The organism is Pseudonocardia nematodicida (assembly GCF_040105385.1).
GTDB lineage: Bacteria > Actinomycetota > Actinomycetes > Mycobacteriales > Pseudonocardiaceae > Pseudonocardia > Pseudonocardia nematodicida.
This window is the reverse complement of the sequence record NZ_JBEDNQ010000001.1, coordinates 264,888-280,986: the sequence shown is the minus strand read 5'-3', so window position 1 is coordinate 280,986 and position 16,099 is coordinate 264,888. Positions and strand designations below refer to the sequence as shown.

Annotated in this window: 15 protein-coding genes; 14 read left to right on the top strand and 1 reads right to left on the bottom strand. The window is 73.1% G+C overall.

The genetic code is table 11. The features are described from left to right. The first annotated feature begins 179 nt into the window (after positions 1-179). From WIS52_RS01310 to WIS52_RS01300, 3 genes are all read left to right on the top strand, one after another. The gene (locus WIS52_RS01310; protein ID WP_349296183.1) at positions 180-947 is read left to right on the top strand and encodes a sugar transferase; all 768 of its coding nucleotides are present in this window, start codon (positions 180-182) and stop codon (positions 945-947) included. Positions 948-1,205: 258 nt separating this feature from the next. Then, positions 1,206-1,850, top strand: a complete 645-nt coding sequence (locus WIS52_RS01305) for a hypothetical protein (RefSeq protein ID WP_349296182.1) — start codon at positions 1,206-1,208, stop codon at positions 1,848-1,850. Between the two features lies 1 nt (position 1,851). Next, a complete protein-coding gene (locus WIS52_RS01300; RefSeq protein ID WP_349296181.1) occupies positions 1,852-2,295 on the top strand; it encodes a hypothetical protein in 444 nt (147 codons plus the stop codon). Here WIS52_RS01300 and WIS52_RS01295 read toward each other — a convergent pair. Beyond that, a complete protein-coding gene (locus WIS52_RS01295; protein ID WP_349296180.1) occupies positions 2,247-2,942 on the bottom strand; it encodes a hypothetical protein in 696 nt (231 codons plus the stop codon). The genes WIS52_RS01300 and WIS52_RS01295 overlap by 49 nt on opposite strands. A 371-nt stretch (positions 2,943-3,313) precedes the next feature. Here WIS52_RS01295 and WIS52_RS01290 point away from each other — a divergent pair, with 371 nt between their 5' ends. The 11 genes from WIS52_RS01290 to WIS52_RS01240 all read left to right on the top strand — a co-directional run bounded on the left by WIS52_RS01290 (position 3,314) and on the right by WIS52_RS01240 (position 16,091). Next, positions 3,314-4,054, top strand: coding sequence for a sugar transferase (locus tag WIS52_RS01290; RefSeq protein ID WP_349296179.1), 741 nt, complete (start codon positions 3,314-3,316; stop codon positions 4,052-4,054). A 71-nt stretch (positions 4,055-4,125) separates the two neighbouring features. Further along, positions 4,126-6,066: a S9 family peptidase gene (locus WIS52_RS01285; protein WP_349296178.1), complete on the top strand. Its 1,941-nt coding sequence runs from the start codon at positions 4,126-4,128 to the stop codon at positions 6,064-6,066. Positions 6,067-6,069: 3 nt separating this feature from the next. Further along, the gene (locus tag WIS52_RS01280) at positions 6,070-6,393 is read left to right on the top strand and encodes a DMT family transporter (protein WP_349296177.1); all 324 of its coding nucleotides are present in this window, start codon (positions 6,070-6,072) and stop codon (positions 6,391-6,393) included. 106 nt (positions 6,394-6,499) lie between these two features. Continuing rightward, the gene (locus WIS52_RS01275; protein ID WP_349296176.1) at positions 6,500-7,678 is read left to right on the top strand and encodes an OmpA family protein; all 1,179 of its coding nucleotides are present in this window, start codon (positions 6,500-6,502) and stop codon (positions 7,676-7,678) included. A gap of 2 nt (positions 7,679-7,680) precedes the next feature. Further along, positions 7,681-8,475 (top strand): hypothetical protein, encoded by a 795-nt coding sequence (locus tag WIS52_RS01270; RefSeq protein ID WP_349296175.1) that lies wholly within the window; start codon positions 7,681-7,683, stop codon positions 8,473-8,475. Positions 8,476-8,617: 142 nt separating this feature from the next. Continuing rightward, the gene (locus WIS52_RS01265; RefSeq protein ID WP_349296174.1) at positions 8,618-9,427 is read left to right on the top strand and encodes an IclR family transcriptional regulator; all 810 of its coding nucleotides are present in this window, start codon (positions 8,618-8,620) and stop codon (positions 9,425-9,427) included. 123 nt (positions 9,428-9,550) lie between these two features. Next, complete coding sequence (locus tag WIS52_RS01260; RefSeq protein ID WP_349296173.1) at positions 9,551-10,444, top strand: NAD(P)-dependent oxidoreductase; 894 nt, start codon at positions 9,551-9,553, stop codon at positions 10,442-10,444. A gap of 52 nt (positions 10,445-10,496) precedes the next feature. After that, positions 10,497-12,047: an ABC transporter substrate-binding protein gene (locus WIS52_RS01255; RefSeq protein ID WP_349296172.1), complete on the top strand. Its 1,551-nt coding sequence runs from the start codon at positions 10,497-10,499 to the stop codon at positions 12,045-12,047. Continuing rightward, positions 12,044-12,982, top strand: a complete 939-nt coding sequence (locus tag WIS52_RS01250) for an ABC transporter permease (protein WP_349296171.1) — start codon at positions 12,044-12,046, stop codon at positions 12,980-12,982. The genes WIS52_RS01255 and WIS52_RS01250 overlap by 4 nt, the downstream gene beginning before the upstream one ends. Next, positions 12,979-14,991 carry a dipeptide/oligopeptide/nickel ABC transporter permease/ATP-binding protein gene (locus tag WIS52_RS01245; RefSeq protein ID WP_349296170.1) on the top strand — a complete coding sequence of 671 codons (2,013 nt, stop codon included), beginning with the start codon at positions 12,979-12,981 and terminating at the stop codon, positions 14,989-14,991. Before WIS52_RS01250 ends, WIS52_RS01245 begins: the two co-directional genes overlap by 4 nt. Beyond that, complete coding sequence (locus WIS52_RS01240) at positions 14,988-16,091, top strand: oligopeptide/dipeptide ABC transporter ATP-binding protein (RefSeq protein ID WP_349296169.1); 1,104 nt, start codon at positions 14,988-14,990, stop codon at positions 16,089-16,091. The genes WIS52_RS01245 and WIS52_RS01240 overlap by 4 nt, the downstream gene beginning before the upstream one ends. Positions 16,092-16,099: the final 8 nt, after the last annotated feature.

Sequence of the window (16,099 nt, the reverse complement as noted above, 5' to 3'; positions counted from 1 at the left end):
ACGTCACAGAGAAGCCAGGCAACCCCTGTTTTCGCAGTTCAAGAACCCGGTCAGCGATCTTGACCATACTCGATCATCACCTTTGACGATCTCGACCGAAGATCGCTAATGACCATCCCCCGAGTCCCGACAGACCGGTCGAACAGCCCCGCAGCGGGGCCGACGACCGAGGGGACGAGATGCTCGAGACGATCGCGCCGGTGGCCCTGCCCAGCACCACGCTGCGGCGCCCGGCCACCTCCCTCGTCATCGCCTCACTGCCTCCCGTGCCGGCCCCCGCGGGCATCCCGACCCAGAGCATCCCCGCCCAGAGCATCCCGGCCGCGACGATCACCCCGGCGCCGATCCGCACCGCCGGCACGGTCTACGCCGCTCTCAACGCCGTCCTGGCCCTGCTGCTCCTCCTGGTCCTCGCGCCCGTGCTGCTGGCCGTCGCGCTGGTCGTGAAGTTCGACGGCGGCCCGGTGCTGTTCCGCCAGACCCGCGTCGGCAAGGACGGCACCGAGTTCTCGATGCTCAAGTTCCGCTCGATGTGCGTCGACGCCGAGGCCCGCCTCGCGGCCCTGCGCGACCGCAACGAGGCCGCCGGCCCGCTGTTCAAGATGGCCGACGACCCCCGCGTCACCCGCACCGGCGCGGTCCTGCGGAAGTTCTCGCTCGACGAGCTGCCCCAGCTGTTCAACGTCGTCGGCGGGACGATGGCCCTGGTCGGCCCGCGCCCCGCGCTGGCCCGCGAGGTCGCCGAGTACGGCCCCCTGGCCCAGCGCCGGCTCGCCGTCAAGCCCGGCATCACCGGGCTGTGGCAGGTCTCCGGCCGCAGCGACCTCTCCTGGGACGAGTCGATCCGGCTCGACGCCGAGTACGTCGAGCGCTGGTCGCCGCTGCTCGACCTGACCATCCTCGCCCGCACCGCCGGCGCCGTCGTCCGCGGCGGCGGCGCCTACTGACCCGCGCGGATCGCGCACCCCCGGACGGCGGGACGGGCCCCACCCCCCTCGGGCCCGTCCCGCCGTCGCTCGCATCCCGGAGATCGGTGACCTCCGGCCACAGCTTGACGACAGCGTGTCGGAAATCCCCGTTCGAGATCGGTGAGGTGCGCCCCGGCCCCTGCGCGACGATCCGGACGATGCCGGGGAATCGCCCGATGCCGACGAACCACCGCGCTCCCTACCGTCGGACTCCGGGCGACACACCGGAGGAACGCCGTGCCTGACGTGAGAGTCCACATCGGAACCGTGCACTGCAAGAAGACCGAGGACACCGGCATCCTGGGATCGCGCGACGAGCTGTACCTGACGGGGACCGTGCTCGGCGGCTCCTCGTCCCGGGTCGTGCTGACCGACAAGCTGAGCATCGACAACGGCGAGCGCCTGACCTACCCGGACCCGGAGCTCTTCGTGGGCCGGGTACCCGACGGTCATCCGGTGCGTATCGCGCTGAGTGCGTGGGACGCCGACTCCGCCTCGACCTGGAAGAACAAGAGGAAGCTGATCGACGCCGGCCAGGAGCGGCTCGACGAGGAACTCGCGGGGCGCGGGACCGACGGGACGGTGACCGGGCCGCGCGACCCGTCGTCGGACCAGGCACGGGAGCTCCTGCGCATCGTGATCGACGCCCTGCAGCAGCTGGGCGAGTCCGACGACGACGACCTGCTGGGCACCCTCACCATCGACATCCCGGTCGACAACCGGTCGGTCGTCTCGACCGTCGGCCACCGGTGGGACTTCTACGGCGACGGCAGCGATTACACGATCGGCATCACCGTGGAGTCCCGGCGCGACGGGGCGACCGACGCGGACGTCGCGGCATGGCGGCAGAAGATGGCCGAGATGCGCCGGCGGCGGAACTGAGATGGCCATCGAGACGGATTCCCTGGTGCGCGCCGTCCAGGACTGGACGAGTCGCTCCTGGACCCTGGTGCGTGTGGACGTCACGGACCACCAGCGCGTCCACGACGGCCCGGCCGGCCGGATACCCAGCGCCGCGCTCGGCGAGGCCGCGGTCACGGTGTGCCGACACCAGGGTCGCGACGCGGCGGCGCACGAGGTGTTCCTGGCGGCGGCGAAGGACCTGCTCGCGGACTGGACCGCCGGCCGCACAGGGGGCGTACCACCTGGCCGCGCAGCGAGCTCGGCAGAACGGCGGCTTCTCCTTGCCGACCTCGTGGTGAGGGGCGTCGACGTGGACGCCTCGATCAAGGGGCCGAGGTCGACGGCCGCCCGGACGCGCGGCTGCACCCGACCCGCTCAGCCGACGTCCGGCGCGAACCTCGTCACCAGCCAGCCACGCTCGTAGTCCATGTCCCACTGCAGGTACAGGTTCGGACCGGCGGTCGTCGTCACGTACCCGGCGACGACGCCGCTGCCCTCCACGTCATAGCGCAGATCGATGCGATCCTCGGCCGGACTGAACTCGAGCAGGTTCGCCACGAGCGGCCGGCCGAACGTGTCGGTGGCGTCGTCGGTCGCGAGCTCGCCCATGAGGACGGCGTCGCGGGCGGCCCAGGCCCGCAGGAACGCGTCCGCGCTCTCCCGCGCCAGCCGTTCCTGCAGCTCGGCGCGTTCCAGGCAGGCCTGGTCGCCGTCCGGGCCGGTCGTCCCCCGGCAGACGTCGTTCAGCTCCAGCCAGCGCCGCCACGGCGCGTCCCCGTCCTCGGCAGGAGTGACGGGTGCGGCTTCCGTGGCGGCCACCGGTGGCGCGGCCCGCCGCTCGACGGGACCCCCGGCCGGAGGCCCGACGGACGGAGCGGCGGCGACTCCCGGCGTGGCCGGCGAGGACGTGGCCGACGACGGCGGGGCCGCCGGATGCGCGAGCACCGCGCCCACGGCACGGACGACGACGCCGACCGGCAGCGACGGCCCGGCCGGCCAGGTTCCGATGGTCACGAGCCCCAGCGTCAAGGTCCCCAGCACACCCACGACCGCGATGATGCGTACGAGCACGACACCCTCCTCGCCGACGTCCACGTCCGCCGGAGACGTCGTCGCGCACCCGTCCGGCATTGCACCGCGAGACGGATCGAACGCGGCTCTCATCAGGACTGACGACAGCGCCGATCACCTCGGGCGAGGACCGGACGATGACGACGGCGCGCGCCTGTATTGCGTCACTCGAACACCATGTCCTCACTCCATCGAGGACTGTCCACGGCGCACCGCATCACGCAGCCGCGCGCGTACCGCTCCACCTTCACTCCGACGCGGGATCGTCAGTACTGACGATCCCGTCGCGGAACGGTTAATGGGCCGTTCGGCCCAGGCGACACCCCGTGCAGAACGCTCCCCCACCATCTCGCACCCCAGGAGCACCGCAGATGATGCGCACGGCGACCACCCCCGAGACCGTCGAGCCGGCCCGCCCCGCCGACGCGGTCCGCGAGGCCGAGCAGGCCACCCGCGCCGCGGCCTCGGCGATCACCGCCGCGGCGACCGCCGCCGACGCCGTCCGGGCCACCAAGCGCGCGGGCGCCGGCTACGCCGTCCTCAACGCGGTCCTCGCCCTGCTGCTCCTGCTGGTCCTCGCGCCCGTGCTGCTCGTCGTCGCGCTGGTCGTGAAGCTCGACGGCGGCCCGGTCCTGTTCCGCCAGACCCGCGTCGGCAAGGACGGCACCGAGTTCTCCATGCTCAAGTTCCGCTCCATGTGCGTCGACGCCGAGGCCCGCCTCGCCGCCCTGCGCGACCGCAACGAGGCCGCCGGCCCGCTGTTCAAGATGGCCATCGACCCCCGCGTCACCGGCCCCGGACGCGTCCTGCGCAAGTTCTCCCTCGACGAGCTGCCCCAGCTGTTCAACGTCGTCGGCGGGACGATGGCGCTGGTCGGGCCGCGCCCGGCGCTGGCCCGCGAGGTCGCCGAGTACTGCCCGCTGGCCCAGCGCCGGCTCGCCGTGAAGCCGGGACTCACCGGACTGTGGCAGGTCTCGGGCCGCAGCAACCTGTCCTGGGACGAGTCGATCCGGCTCGACGCCGAGTACGTCGACTGCTGGTCCCCGCTGCTCGACCTGAGCATCCTGTTCCGCACCGCGGGCGCCGTCATCCGCGGCGGCGGCGCCTACTGAGCCGGGTCATGGCGTGCGTCACGCCGGGTGGTCTTGACCCCGACGCGACGTCGGAGTTTCGAATCGAGCGCATGACGACCTCACCCGCGACGACGCGCCCGTCCACCCTGATCACTGTCGAGGAGTTCTTCGGCCCGCCCACCCGCAGTAGTGCCCGGATCTCCCCCGACGGCACGAAGGTCGCCTACCTCGCCCCGTGGCGGGACCGGCTCAACGTGTTCGTCCGCGACCTGGACGGTGACTGGCCCGAGACCGACGCCGCGGACGACCCGGCCGCCCTGCGCGTCACGTCCGACGACCGCCGCAGCATCGAGACGTTCCTCTGGACCGCCGACTCGAAGTTCCTGCTGTTCACCCAGGACACCGACGGCGACGAGAACGCCCACCTGCACCGGGTCGACCTGACCCGCCCCGACGAGCCCGCGGTCGACCTCACCCCGGTCGACGGGGCGCGCGTGGTCAGCATCCAGTTCTCCGCCGACCGGCCCGGGACGGTGTACCTCGAGCTCAACGCCCGTCGCCCCGAGCTGATGGACCTGCACGAGCTCGACCTCGACACCGGAAAGCTCACGGTGCTCGCCGAGAACCCGGGTGACGTCATGCGGTGGGTGCGCACGCCGACCGGCCGCGTCCTCGCGTTCACCATCACCGACGACGGCACGCACCTGCTGTTCGAGCGGACCACCGGCACGCCCCGCCTGGTCAGCCGGTTCTCCGGTCACGACCACATCTTCGGCGTCTCCCCCTGCGTGCCCACACCGGACGGGAACGGGCTGTGGATCGGGTCGTCGCGCGGGTCGGACCGCACCCGGCTGGTCCGGCTCGACCTCGACACCGGCGAGGAGCTCGGGGTGGACAGCCACCCGGTGTTCGACCTGGACACCCCGCGCCCGGAGGCCGACCCGCGGTTCCCGTCGTCGCTGATCGTGCACCCGGGCACCGGGGAGCTGCTCGGCGCCCGCTACCTCGGCGCCCGCCAGGAGATCCACCCGCTCGACCCGCACTTCGCCGCGGTGCTGCCACGGCTGGCCGAGCTGTCCGACGGAGACCTGGCCCACGTGTCGTCGGACGCGACGGGCCGGCGGTGGGTCGTGGACTTCACCCACGACCGCGACCACCGGGCCACCTGGTCCTACGACCACACCACCGGGCTCGCGCGCCGGCTGTTCCGGCCGTTCCCGCACCTCGACCCGTCCGCGCTGGCGCCGGTCACCCCGATCACGATCCCCGCGCGCGACGGGATCGACCTGCCGCTGCACCTCACCCTGCCCCTCGGCGTCGAGCACCGGGACCTGCCGACGGTGGTGCTGCTGCACGGCGGGCCCTGGTACCGCGACAGCTGGACCTACGACCCGGAGGTGCAGCTGCTGGCCAACCGCGGCTACGCGGTGCTGCAGGTCAACTTCCGCGGCTCGATGGGCTACGGCAAGGCCCACACCCGGGCCGCGATCGGCCAGTTCGCCGGCCGGATGCACGACGACGTCATCGACGCCCTGGACTGGGCCATCGCCCAGGGCTACACCGACCGCGACCGGGTCGCGATCTACGGCAGCTCCTACGGCGGGTACGCGGCCCTGGTCGGCGCCGCGTTCACCCCGGACCGGTTCGCCGCCGCGATCAGCTACACCGGCATGTCCGACCTCGTCGACCTGAGCGAGCGGGCCGTCCCGTTCGTCCGGCGCCTGCTCGTCAACAGCTACGGCCGCTACATGGGCGACCCGGACGTCCCGGAGCAGAAGGCCGACATGGCCGCCCGTTCCCCGATCACCCGGGTCGACGACATCACCGCACCGGTGCTGCTCGTGCACGGCGCGAACGACCTGCGGGTCCACCGCAGCAACTCCGACCGGGTCTTCGAGGCCCTGCAGGCCCGGGGCGTCGAGGTGGAGTACCTGCTCAACGAGCGCGAGGGCCACTGGTTCATCAACCCGGACAGCAACATCGAGCTCTACCGCACGATGGAGCGGTTCCTGGCCCGCCACCTCGGCGGGCGCACCGCGGACGAGGGCTGAGCGGTGCCCTACCTGCTGCTCGCCGGCGCGATCGTCCTCGAGGTGATGGCGACGATCAGCCTGCGCCTCTCGGACGGCTTCACCCGGCTCGTCCCCTCGATCCTCGTGGTGATCGGCTACCTCGGCGCCTTCGGCCTGCTGTCCCAGGTCCTGAAGGCCGGGGTGCCGGTCGGGGTCGCCTATGGGATCTGGGCCGCCGCCGGCGTCGCGCTGGTCGCGATCATCGGTGCGGTCTTCCTCGGCGATGGCCTGACCCCGGTGCAGATGGGCGGCATCGGGCTGGTCATCGCCGGGGTACTGGCCCTGGAGCTCGGGGCCGCCCACTGACGGGTCGGTCGGGATGACGTTCCGTCCGGTTGTGCACTCCGGTGTCCGTTTCCTCCTACAGCTCCTGTGAGCGGGCCGTCCGGCCCGCGGGACGGAGGGGGATCCCGTGCGACGACAGACCGTGACGTACGTGTTCGCCGCCGTGCTGCTGTACACAGCGGCCGGCTGCGGCACCACCGGCCCACCACCGGAGGACCCGGCGAACGCGGTGGCGATCGCCGTCCAGAGCAACGCCGCCGCGCTCGCCCCGGACCTGGGCGACGCGCTGCGCGCGGACCTCGCCCGCCGGGCCGCGGACCCCGAGACCGACGACGTCGTGGTCCACGTGGTGTCCGGACGCGACCGCGTCGAGACGGTCGACCTCGAACCCCGCCGCCCGAACGGCCACGTCGAACGGGGCACCGAGCGGATCCACGCCCTCGTCGACGACCGCCTCGCCGAGCTCGACGCGGCGATCCACCGCGCAGGGACGAGCGGCGACGTCGACGACCCGCTGGCCGCGCTGGCCACGGCCGGGCGCACCGGCGCGGGCACCGTCGTCCTGCTCTCGGCCGGGGTCACCGGGACCGACCCGATCGACCAGCGCGTCTACGGCTGGGACCGCGACCCCGGCGCCCTCGCCGCCGACCTGCGCGACCGCCGGCTGCTGCCGGACCTGACCGGCCGCGACGTCGTCCTCGGTGGACTGGGCCGCACCACCGGGGACCAGCCTCCGCTGGGACTGCGGGAGCAGGCGGCGCTGCGCGAGCAGTGGACGGCGATCTGCGCGGCGACCGGGGCGGCCGCCTGCACCGTCGACGACGGGATCCGCCCACCCTCGCCACCGGAGTCCACGGTGGACACCCCGCCGGTCCCGCCGCTGCCGGTCGTCACCACCGCGGGCGGGTCCGGCGGCGGACCGGTGACCTGGGAGGTCCCCGCCCCGCTGCTGTTCCGCCCGGACAGCTGCGCGCTGCTCGACCCGGCGGCGGCGACCCGGCTGCTCACCCCGCTGGTGGAGCAGCTGGCCGGACAGCCGGACCATCGCACGGTGTCGGTCTCGGGGCGGGCCGCGCCGGTCGGCACCGGTGACGGCATCGCGCTCTCCCGCTGCCGCGCCGAGGCGGCCGCCGGGATCCTGCGCGACGCCGGCGTCCCCGACTCCGCGATCGGTGAGGTGCGTGGCGACGGCAGCGCCCTCGACCCGCCGGAGGCGTCGCAGGGCCCCGACGGCCGTCCCGACCCCGCGAAGCTCGCCGCGCTGCGCCGCGTGGTGTTCACCTTGACGTCCACGGAGGAGGCCTGATCATGACGACCACCACCAGTCCGGCCACGAGCCGGCTGCGCCGCCGCCGCGACGACGAGCTGACCGGCACCGACCACGACCTGGCCCGGGTCGTACGCGACCCGCGCGGCGGCGTCACCACGGTCGCCGCGCTCGCCGAGGACGCCGGCACCCTGCGCCGTGCCGTGCTCGCGGAGTCGGCCGCCGGCACCCGCCGCCACGATCGGATCTCCCGCGGGCAACGGTTCTGGCTGCACGTCCTGCCGGCGATCGATGGCCTGGTCCTGTTCTGGTTCATGACCAGCGTGCTGAACGTCGACCCGCGCCGCCCCGGGATCCTGCTGCTGGTCGCCGTCGTGCTCGCGTTGCTCGGGACGATCGCGGTCGCGGCCTGGACCGCGGCCGTCGGCCACGCGCTGCGCCGCTTCAAGTCCGACCACGGCGACCTCGAGTGGACCGCGCTGGACGGCGTCGTGCGTGGCATGCTCGCCCTGACCGCCGTGGCGGTCACACTGCTCGGTGTCCTGATGTACCTCCGGGTGTACGAGGAGGTGTTCCAGGCGACCGGTGTCGGCGGCCTGATCCCGGCCGTCGTCGCGCTGGTGCTGGCGGTCGCCGTCGTCCTGGTCAACGTCTTCGTGCTGCAGCTGACGTTCGCCGACGGCTCGCACCGGACCACCGAGCTCGACCGACTGGCCGGTGTCGTCGGGCCGCACCTGCGCCGCCGCGAGCGCGCTCTGCGGCGCGCCGCGCGGCTCGAGGCGCGGATCGAGGCCGCCTCCGCGGCCACCGACCGCATCGCGGGCCGCCGGCCCTGACGGGCGGGCACCGGATCGGCCCCGGCACGCCACCCGGAACGATCTGTTGCGCAGAGTGAAACCGTGGTGCACTGAGGAATACGATCGCCCGTATCGAGGTCCGCATCGCAGGCGGACCCGCGCGCGAGAGAGGTGGGTGCCCATGAGCGTGGATCCGGCAGTGGGGCCGGGCGAACCGGCGTCGCGGGAGCGACGTGACCCGCCGTCGAACGTACTGCAGCGCGGCCTGCTCGTGCTCGAGGCGGTGGCGCGCGGCACCAACCGCAAAGGCGTCGGCGTCACCGCGATCTCGACCGAGACCGGTCTCGACAAGTCGACCGCGTCGCGGTTGCTGGCCCAGCTGCGCGATGCGGGATACGTCCGACAGGACGGGTACCGGCGCTACCGGCTGACGGCCAAGCTCAGCGAGCTCGGGGCGGGCTACTCCGACGTCGAGGACCTGCGCATCGTCGCCCGCCGGCACCTCGAGGTGATGCACGAGCGGTTCGACGAGGAGATCCACCTCGCCGTGCTCGACGGCGGCCTCATGACCTTCATCGACTACATCGCCTCGTCCCAGCTGGTCCGGTCGCACCTGACCGGCCGGCAGCGCCCCGTGCACGAGACGGCGGCGGGGCTCGCCATCCTGGCGCACCTGCCGCACGAGACCCGGGTCGAGATGCTGCGCCTGTCGGCGCAGAGCGAGGGCCAGGTGCTGTCCGACGAGCAGATGCGGACCACGCTGGCCGAGCTCGACGGGGCGCGGGAGCGGGGATGGGCCGGTTTCGACCGGGGCGACGACGTCATCCGCTACGCCAGCGCGGTGTTCGCCGCGGACGGCGAGCCGGTCGCAGCCGCGTGCATCTCCGGACCCAGCTTCCGCCTGTCACCGCAGGGCGACGCCGTGGCGGCCGCGGTGATCGAGGCGGCCGCCGCCACGTCCCAGGACCTCGCTGGAAAGGAGACTCACTGAATAAAACACTGTTGCGTTCAGTGAGAGAGATTTGTACGGTCGTGAGGGCCGCCGACGAGGGCGGCCGTCACGACGGGTGGCGCCCGCTCGCCCGGTGAGGAGAGCGTGTCGATGCTCGTGCCGGTGGCAGTTGCTCCGACCGCGCCCGACGTCTTCGTCCGTGCGATCGAGGACGGCGGGGGCCGCTACGAGCCCGACCCGGCGCGGGCACGGGGACTGCAGTGGCTCGGGAAGAACCCCGCCGAACTGCGTCGCCTTCTGGCCGAGTGCCCCGGGATCGAGTGGGTGCAGCTGTCGGGGGCCGGGGTGGACACCTGGGCGGCGGACGGGTTCCTGTCCGACGGCCGCACCTGGACCAGCGCCAAGGGCGCCTACTCCGAGCCGGTCGCCGAGCACGCGCTGGCCCTCGTGCTCGCCCTGCTGCGGTCGCTCCCGACCAGGGTGCGGGCCACCTCCTGGGGAGCGCAGGCGGCGTGCACCCTGTACGACGCCCACGTCGTCGTCGTAGGCGGGTCCGGGGGGATCGGCCGGGAGCTGACCCGGCTCCTGCAGCCCTTCCGAGCCCGGATCTCGATCGCGCGAAGGACCCCGAAGACCGAGGACGAGCACCGTTTCGACGACCTGCCCACGCTCCTACCCCTCGCCGACGTCGTCGTCATCGCCTGCGCCCTGACCCCGCAGACCAGGAACCTGTTCGACGAGGCGATCCTCCGGGCGATGCCGGAGCACGCGATCCTCGTGAACATCGCGCGGGGACCGGTCGTCGACACCGACGCCCTCGTGCGGGTGCTCGACTCCGGACTGATCGCGGGCGCCGGCCTGGACGTGACCGACCCCGAGCCACTGCCCGACGGACACCCGCTCTGGGGCCGCACCGACTGCCTCATCACCCCGCACACCGCCGACACCCCGGAGATGATCCGGCCGCTGCTCGCCGGCCGGCTCCGGGAGAACGTCGCCCGCATGGTGCGCGGTGAGCCGCTGACCGGCGTCGTCGACCCGGACGCCGGCTACTGACGCCCCTCCCGCACTGCCCACCCCCTTTCCCGCGACGAAGCGGAGACACATCGTGAACAGTCCCGACCGTCCCTCACGGCGCCGCACGGGTTCCCGTCGGATCGCGATCACCCTGGCGACGGCGCTCACCGTCGCCGCCTGCGGTGGTGGCGGCGGTGCGCCGAGCGACACCCTGTCGATCGGCTACTCCTTCGCCACCGAGACCTTCGACCCCGTCTACGCCATCGCCGGCGCCCAGGGCAGCGCGCACATCGACGCGCTCTACGGCTCGCTGCTGGAGCGGGGCGAGGACCAGGAGCTGGCGCCCGGCATGGCCGAGTCGTGGGAGTGGACCGACCCCACCACGCTGGTCCTGCAGCTCCGCGACGGCATCACCTTCACCGACGGCGAGGCCTTCGACGCCGAGGCGGTCAAGACCTACTTCGAGTACTTCCGGGACGCGCCCGACGCGCCCTACGGCCGGCTGGACGCGGTGGAGGAGGTCGTGGTCGAGGACCCGACCACGGTCCGGCTCGACCTGAGCGCGCCGGACCCCACGCTCCTGCACTCCCTCGTCGGCCATGCGGGATCGGTACCCAGCCCACGTGCGATCGAGGCCGGTGACCTGGGCATCAACCCGGTCGGGGCCGGCCCGTACGTCCTCGACGAGGGCCGGACCACTCTGGACAGCGTCTACACCTACACGAGGAACCCGGACTACTGGAACGCCGAGGCGTTCGAGTTCGAGACCCTCGAGCTGCGGATCTACACCGACGCCAACGCCATGTACAACGCGCTTGTCTCCGGCCAGGCCGACGTCGGCTACGGCGACGCGTCCAACGTGGCCGCCGCCGAGGGCACCGACCTGGGGATCCACAGCCAGCCGCACAACGCGAACGGCATCCAGCTCTTCGACCTCGCCGGCGAGGAGTTCCCGCCGCTGGCCGACGTCCGGGTCCGCCAGGCGATGCAGATGGCCGTCGACCGGCAGGCGATCATCGACACGACGTTCCAGGGCCGCGGCCTGCCCAGCGTCCTGACCGCCACGCCGGGCAGCGGACCGGGCTACGACGAGTCCCTGCTGGACTTCTGGCCCTACGACCCCGACCGGGCGCGGAGCCTGCTCGCCGAGGCGGGCCAGGCCGACGGCTTCTCCTTCCAGGCCGTCACCCTCGCCAAGGACCAGCCGATGGCCGAGGCCGTGTCCGGCTACCTGGCCCAGGTCGGTATCACGATGGACCTGGTCGTGCGCCCGCCCGGCGAGACGGCGAACACCGACATCGGCGCCTACGCGGCAGCCGCCGCGGCGCGCGGCCTGTCCGACGGCTACGCGACCCCCGAGCTGCTCTACCTGGGCCCGGTCAAGGCCTCCAACCAGCGCGGCTACGAGGTCCCCGAGATCCGGGACCTCTACGAGGCGATGCTGGTGGCCCAGGGCGACGAGCAGGACCAGCTGATGCGCGACATCTCCCGGATCTCCGTCGAGGGCGCCTACAGCATCCAGGTCGGCTATGTCGACTCGCTCACCTACTACGACACCGAGGTCGTCGAGGGCGTCCACGTCCTGCCGGGCCACGGCGGGCCGTACATCCTGGACGGTCTGCGGCGCACGGACGTCACGTGATCCGGTACGCCCTCCGGCGGCTCGCGTACTCCGTCCCGATGCTGTTCGGGCTCGCCTCGCTGGTGTTCGTCCTGCTCAACGCGCTGCCGAACGACATCGCCGAGCGGCGGGCGGGAGAGGAGGCCTCGCCGGAGGCGATCGCGGCGATCCGGGCGGACCTGGGACTGGACCGCCCACTCACCGAGCGGTACTGGGAGTGGGTGACCGCGGTCCTCACCGGGGACTTCGGGGTCTCCTGGCACAACGGCCAGTCGGTCCTGACCGGGATCGTCCAGACCGCGCCGATCACGCTGTCCATGGTGGTGCTGTCGCTGGTCGTCGCCCTGGTGATCGGCGTCCCGATCGGGGCCCTGGCCGCCACCCGTGGCGGGCTGGCCGACCGGGGTCTGGTCGGGGCGACCGTGGTGGCCATGGCGGTCCCGAACTTCTGGCTGGCTCTGGTCCTGGTGCTCTTCTTCGCGCTGTCGATGGGCTGGTTCCCGGCGACCGGCTACGTCGACCTGTCCGCCTCGCCGGGCGAGTGGCTGCGCCACCTCGTGCTGCCGGTGGCGGCCGTCGCCACCGTGTCCATCTCGGTCATCGCCCGGCAGACGCGCTCGGCGATGCTGGAGAACCTCGGCCGGGACTACGTGCGGACGCTGCGCGCGGCCGGCGTCGACGAGCGGTCCGTGGTCTACAAGCACGTGCTCAAGAACGCCGCCACACCGGTGCTGACCACGTTCGGCATCCAGTTCGTGGCCCTGTCCGGAGGTTCGATCATCGTCGAGCAGGTCTTCGCCGTGCCCGGCCTGGGCCAGCACACCCTCACCGCACTCGCCCGCGGCGACGTGCCGGTGGTGCTCGGGATCCTCGTCCTGACCGCCGCGGCGGTCGTCGTGATCAACCTGGCGGTGGACCTGATGAACGCCGCGGTCAACCCGAAGGTGAGGCTATGAGCACCGACGTCACCGCGGCCGCGCCCCCGGGCGGGGCCCCCGGCGCGGGACCACCGCGGCGCACCGGAGGCGGCATCGCCTGGTTGCTGCGCCGCCCCGGGATCCTCGCCTGCCTGATCTGGATCGGGCTGGTCTTCGTGGCCAGCAGCGTGGCCCGGCTCTTCTCGCTCGGGAACCCGCTGGAGCAGGACCTCGGCAACGCCCTGGCCGGCCCGAGCGCCGCGCACCCGCTGGGCACCGACCAGCTCGGCCGCGACGTGTTGGACCGGCTGCTCTTCGGTGGCTGGGAGACGCTGCTCAGCGCGTGGCTGGCGGTGGTGATCGCGGTCGTGCTCGGTACCGCGCTCGGGCTGCTCGCCGGCTACGTCGGCGGGGCGGTCGACACCGTCACCAGCTGGGTCCAGGACATCCTGATCACGCTGCCCACGATCCTCGTGCTGCTGGCGGTGGCCACGGTCCTGGGCAACGACATCTGGGCCGCGATGACGGTGCTCGGCGTCCTGATGTCGGCGACCTTCATCCGCCTCGTCCGCTCACTGACCGTGTCGGTCCGCGAGGAGCTCTACGTCGACGCGGCCCGGGTGTCCGGGCTCTCCGGCGCCCGGATCCTGGGCCGCCACATCCTGCCCAACGCCGTCGGCCCGGTGTTCATCCAGGGCTCGGCCGCCCTCGGCACCGCGGTCGTGGTGCAGGCCGGACTCGGGTTCCTCGGTCTCGGCGCCCCGCCGCCGTACCCGAGCTGGGGCGGCATGATCTCCGAGGCGGCGACCTCGATCAGCCTGCAGCCGTGGCTGCTCGTCCCGTCCGGGCTGATGATCGTGCTGACCGTCCTGGCGCTGAACCTGCTCGGCGACTACCTACGCGACGAGATGTACGCGGCCCGCCAGGGCCGCGGCGGGGCGACGCAGCCCTCGCGACGGCAGCGCCGCGCGGCCGATGCCCTGGCCGCCCGCGAGGTCGCGGAACCGACCGTCGACGACGGGTCAGCGGGCGCCGTGCTGCGGGTGCGGGACCTGCGGGTGTCGTTCCCGCACGACGACGGCTTCGTCGACGTCGTCTCGGGCGTCGACCTGCACATCGGTGCCGGCGAGACGGTCGGTCTGGTCGGCGAGTCGGGCTGCGGGAAGACCATGACCGGGCTCAGCCTGCTGGGCCTGGTCCCCTCGCCGGGCGTGGTGAGCGGGTACATCGAGATCGACGGACGGCGGGTGTCCACCCACGACGGCTCGTTCGCCGGGCGGCGTGGACGCGAGGTCGCGCTGATCTCCCAAGAACCCATGGTCGCCCTCGACCCCGTGTTCACCGTCGGGAGCCTGATGGACGAGGTCCTGCGCGGCCACGGGTACGACCGGGCGGGTGCCCGGACCCGGGCGGCCGAACTGCTGGAGCTGGTCGGGATCCCGCGGATCGAGGCGGTCCTGCGGTCCTACCCGCACCAGCTCTCCGGCGGGATGGCCCAGCGGGTCTCGATCGCGATCGCGCTGGCCGGGGAGCCCCGGTTGCTGATCGCCGACGAGCCGACCACCGCCCTGGACGTCACGGTCCAGGCCGAGATCCTCGAGCTGCTGCGCAGGCTGCAGGCCGACCTCGGGATGGCGTTGCTGTTCATCACCCACGACCTCGGTGTCGTCGCCGACATCTGCACGCGCACCGTCGTGATGTACGCCGGTGAGGTCGTCGAGCAGGCCCCGGTCGAGGACCTGTTCGACTCGCCGCGCCACCCGTACTCCGGCGCGCTGCTCGCCGCGACCCCGCAGGTCGACGACGACCACGACCCGGTCGGCATCCGCGGCGTCGTCCCGCCACCCGGCCGGTGGCCGGAGCACTGCCGGTTCGCAGGCCGGTGCTCGTTCGCCACCGACACCTGCCGGTCCGGGCCCGCGGTCCTGCGCCCGGCCGGTCCGGACCGGGTGCACCGGTGCGTGCGCTCCGAGGAACTGTTCGACGAACGGGGAGACGTGCGGCCCCGACGGCAGCCGGCCCCCGCACCTGTGGAGGTGAGCTCGTGACGACCGGCCCCGAACCCCTGCTCGACATCCGCGACCTCTCGGTCGAGTACCGCCTGTCCCGGCGCGAGACGCTGCGCGCCGTGCACGGCGTCGACCTCGACGTGCACGCCGGCGAGACCGTCGGGCTGGTCGGCGAGTCCGGCTCGGGCAAGTCGACGATCGGGCGCGCGGTCCTCGGCCTCACACCCCCGGCGTCGGGCTCGATCCGGTTCGACGGCCAGGAGATCGCCGGGTTGCGCGGGCGTCAGCGGGCCCGGCTGGCCCGGGATCTGCAGGTGGTGTTCCAGGACCCGCTGAGCTCGCTCAACCCCTCGATGAAGGTCGGGGACCTGTTGCAGGAACCGATCCGGGTGGTGCGGCGGATCTCGCGCGGCGAGGCGGCGGAGATCGCCGGCGACCTGCTCGAGCGGGTCTCGCTTCCGCGCGACGCGGCCTCGCGCTACCCCGGCGCGTTCTCCGGCGGGCAGCGGCAGCGGATCGCGATCGCGCGGGCCCTGTCGATCGACGCCCGGCTCATCGTCTGCGACGAGTCGGTCAGCGCCCTGGACGTCTCGACGCAGGCCTCGATCCTGTCGCTGCTGCGGCGCCTGCAGCGCGAGCTGGGCGTCGCCTACCTGTTCGTGTCGCACGACATCGCCGTGGTGCGCAACGTGTCGCGGCGGGTCGTGGTGCTCTACAAGGGCCGGGTGATGGAACGCGGCCCGACCGCGGAGATCGTCGACCGGCCCTACCACCCCTACACGCGGACCCTGCTCGACGCGATCCCGATCCCCGACCCGCGCGGGCAGCGGGAGCGGCGCGCCCGGCGCCTGGCGTCCCGGGTCCGGAGCCCGGGCGGCACCGCCGCCGGGGGCGCGGCCGGCGCGGGATGCCCGTTCGCCGCCCGCTGCGCCTTCGTCCAGGACGTCTGCCGCACCCGCGCCCCGGTCCCGATCCCGATCGGGGCCCGGCAGGTCGCCTGCCACATGTACGACCCGGCCTCCGGCCACCCCCGGGCCGGGGAGATCGCGACGGGCGGCTGGGACGACCCCCTCGCCCGGGAGCCGGGACCGGCCCCGGACCGGCAGCCCGCCGGCACCACCAGGCACGACGGAGGATGAGGACAACG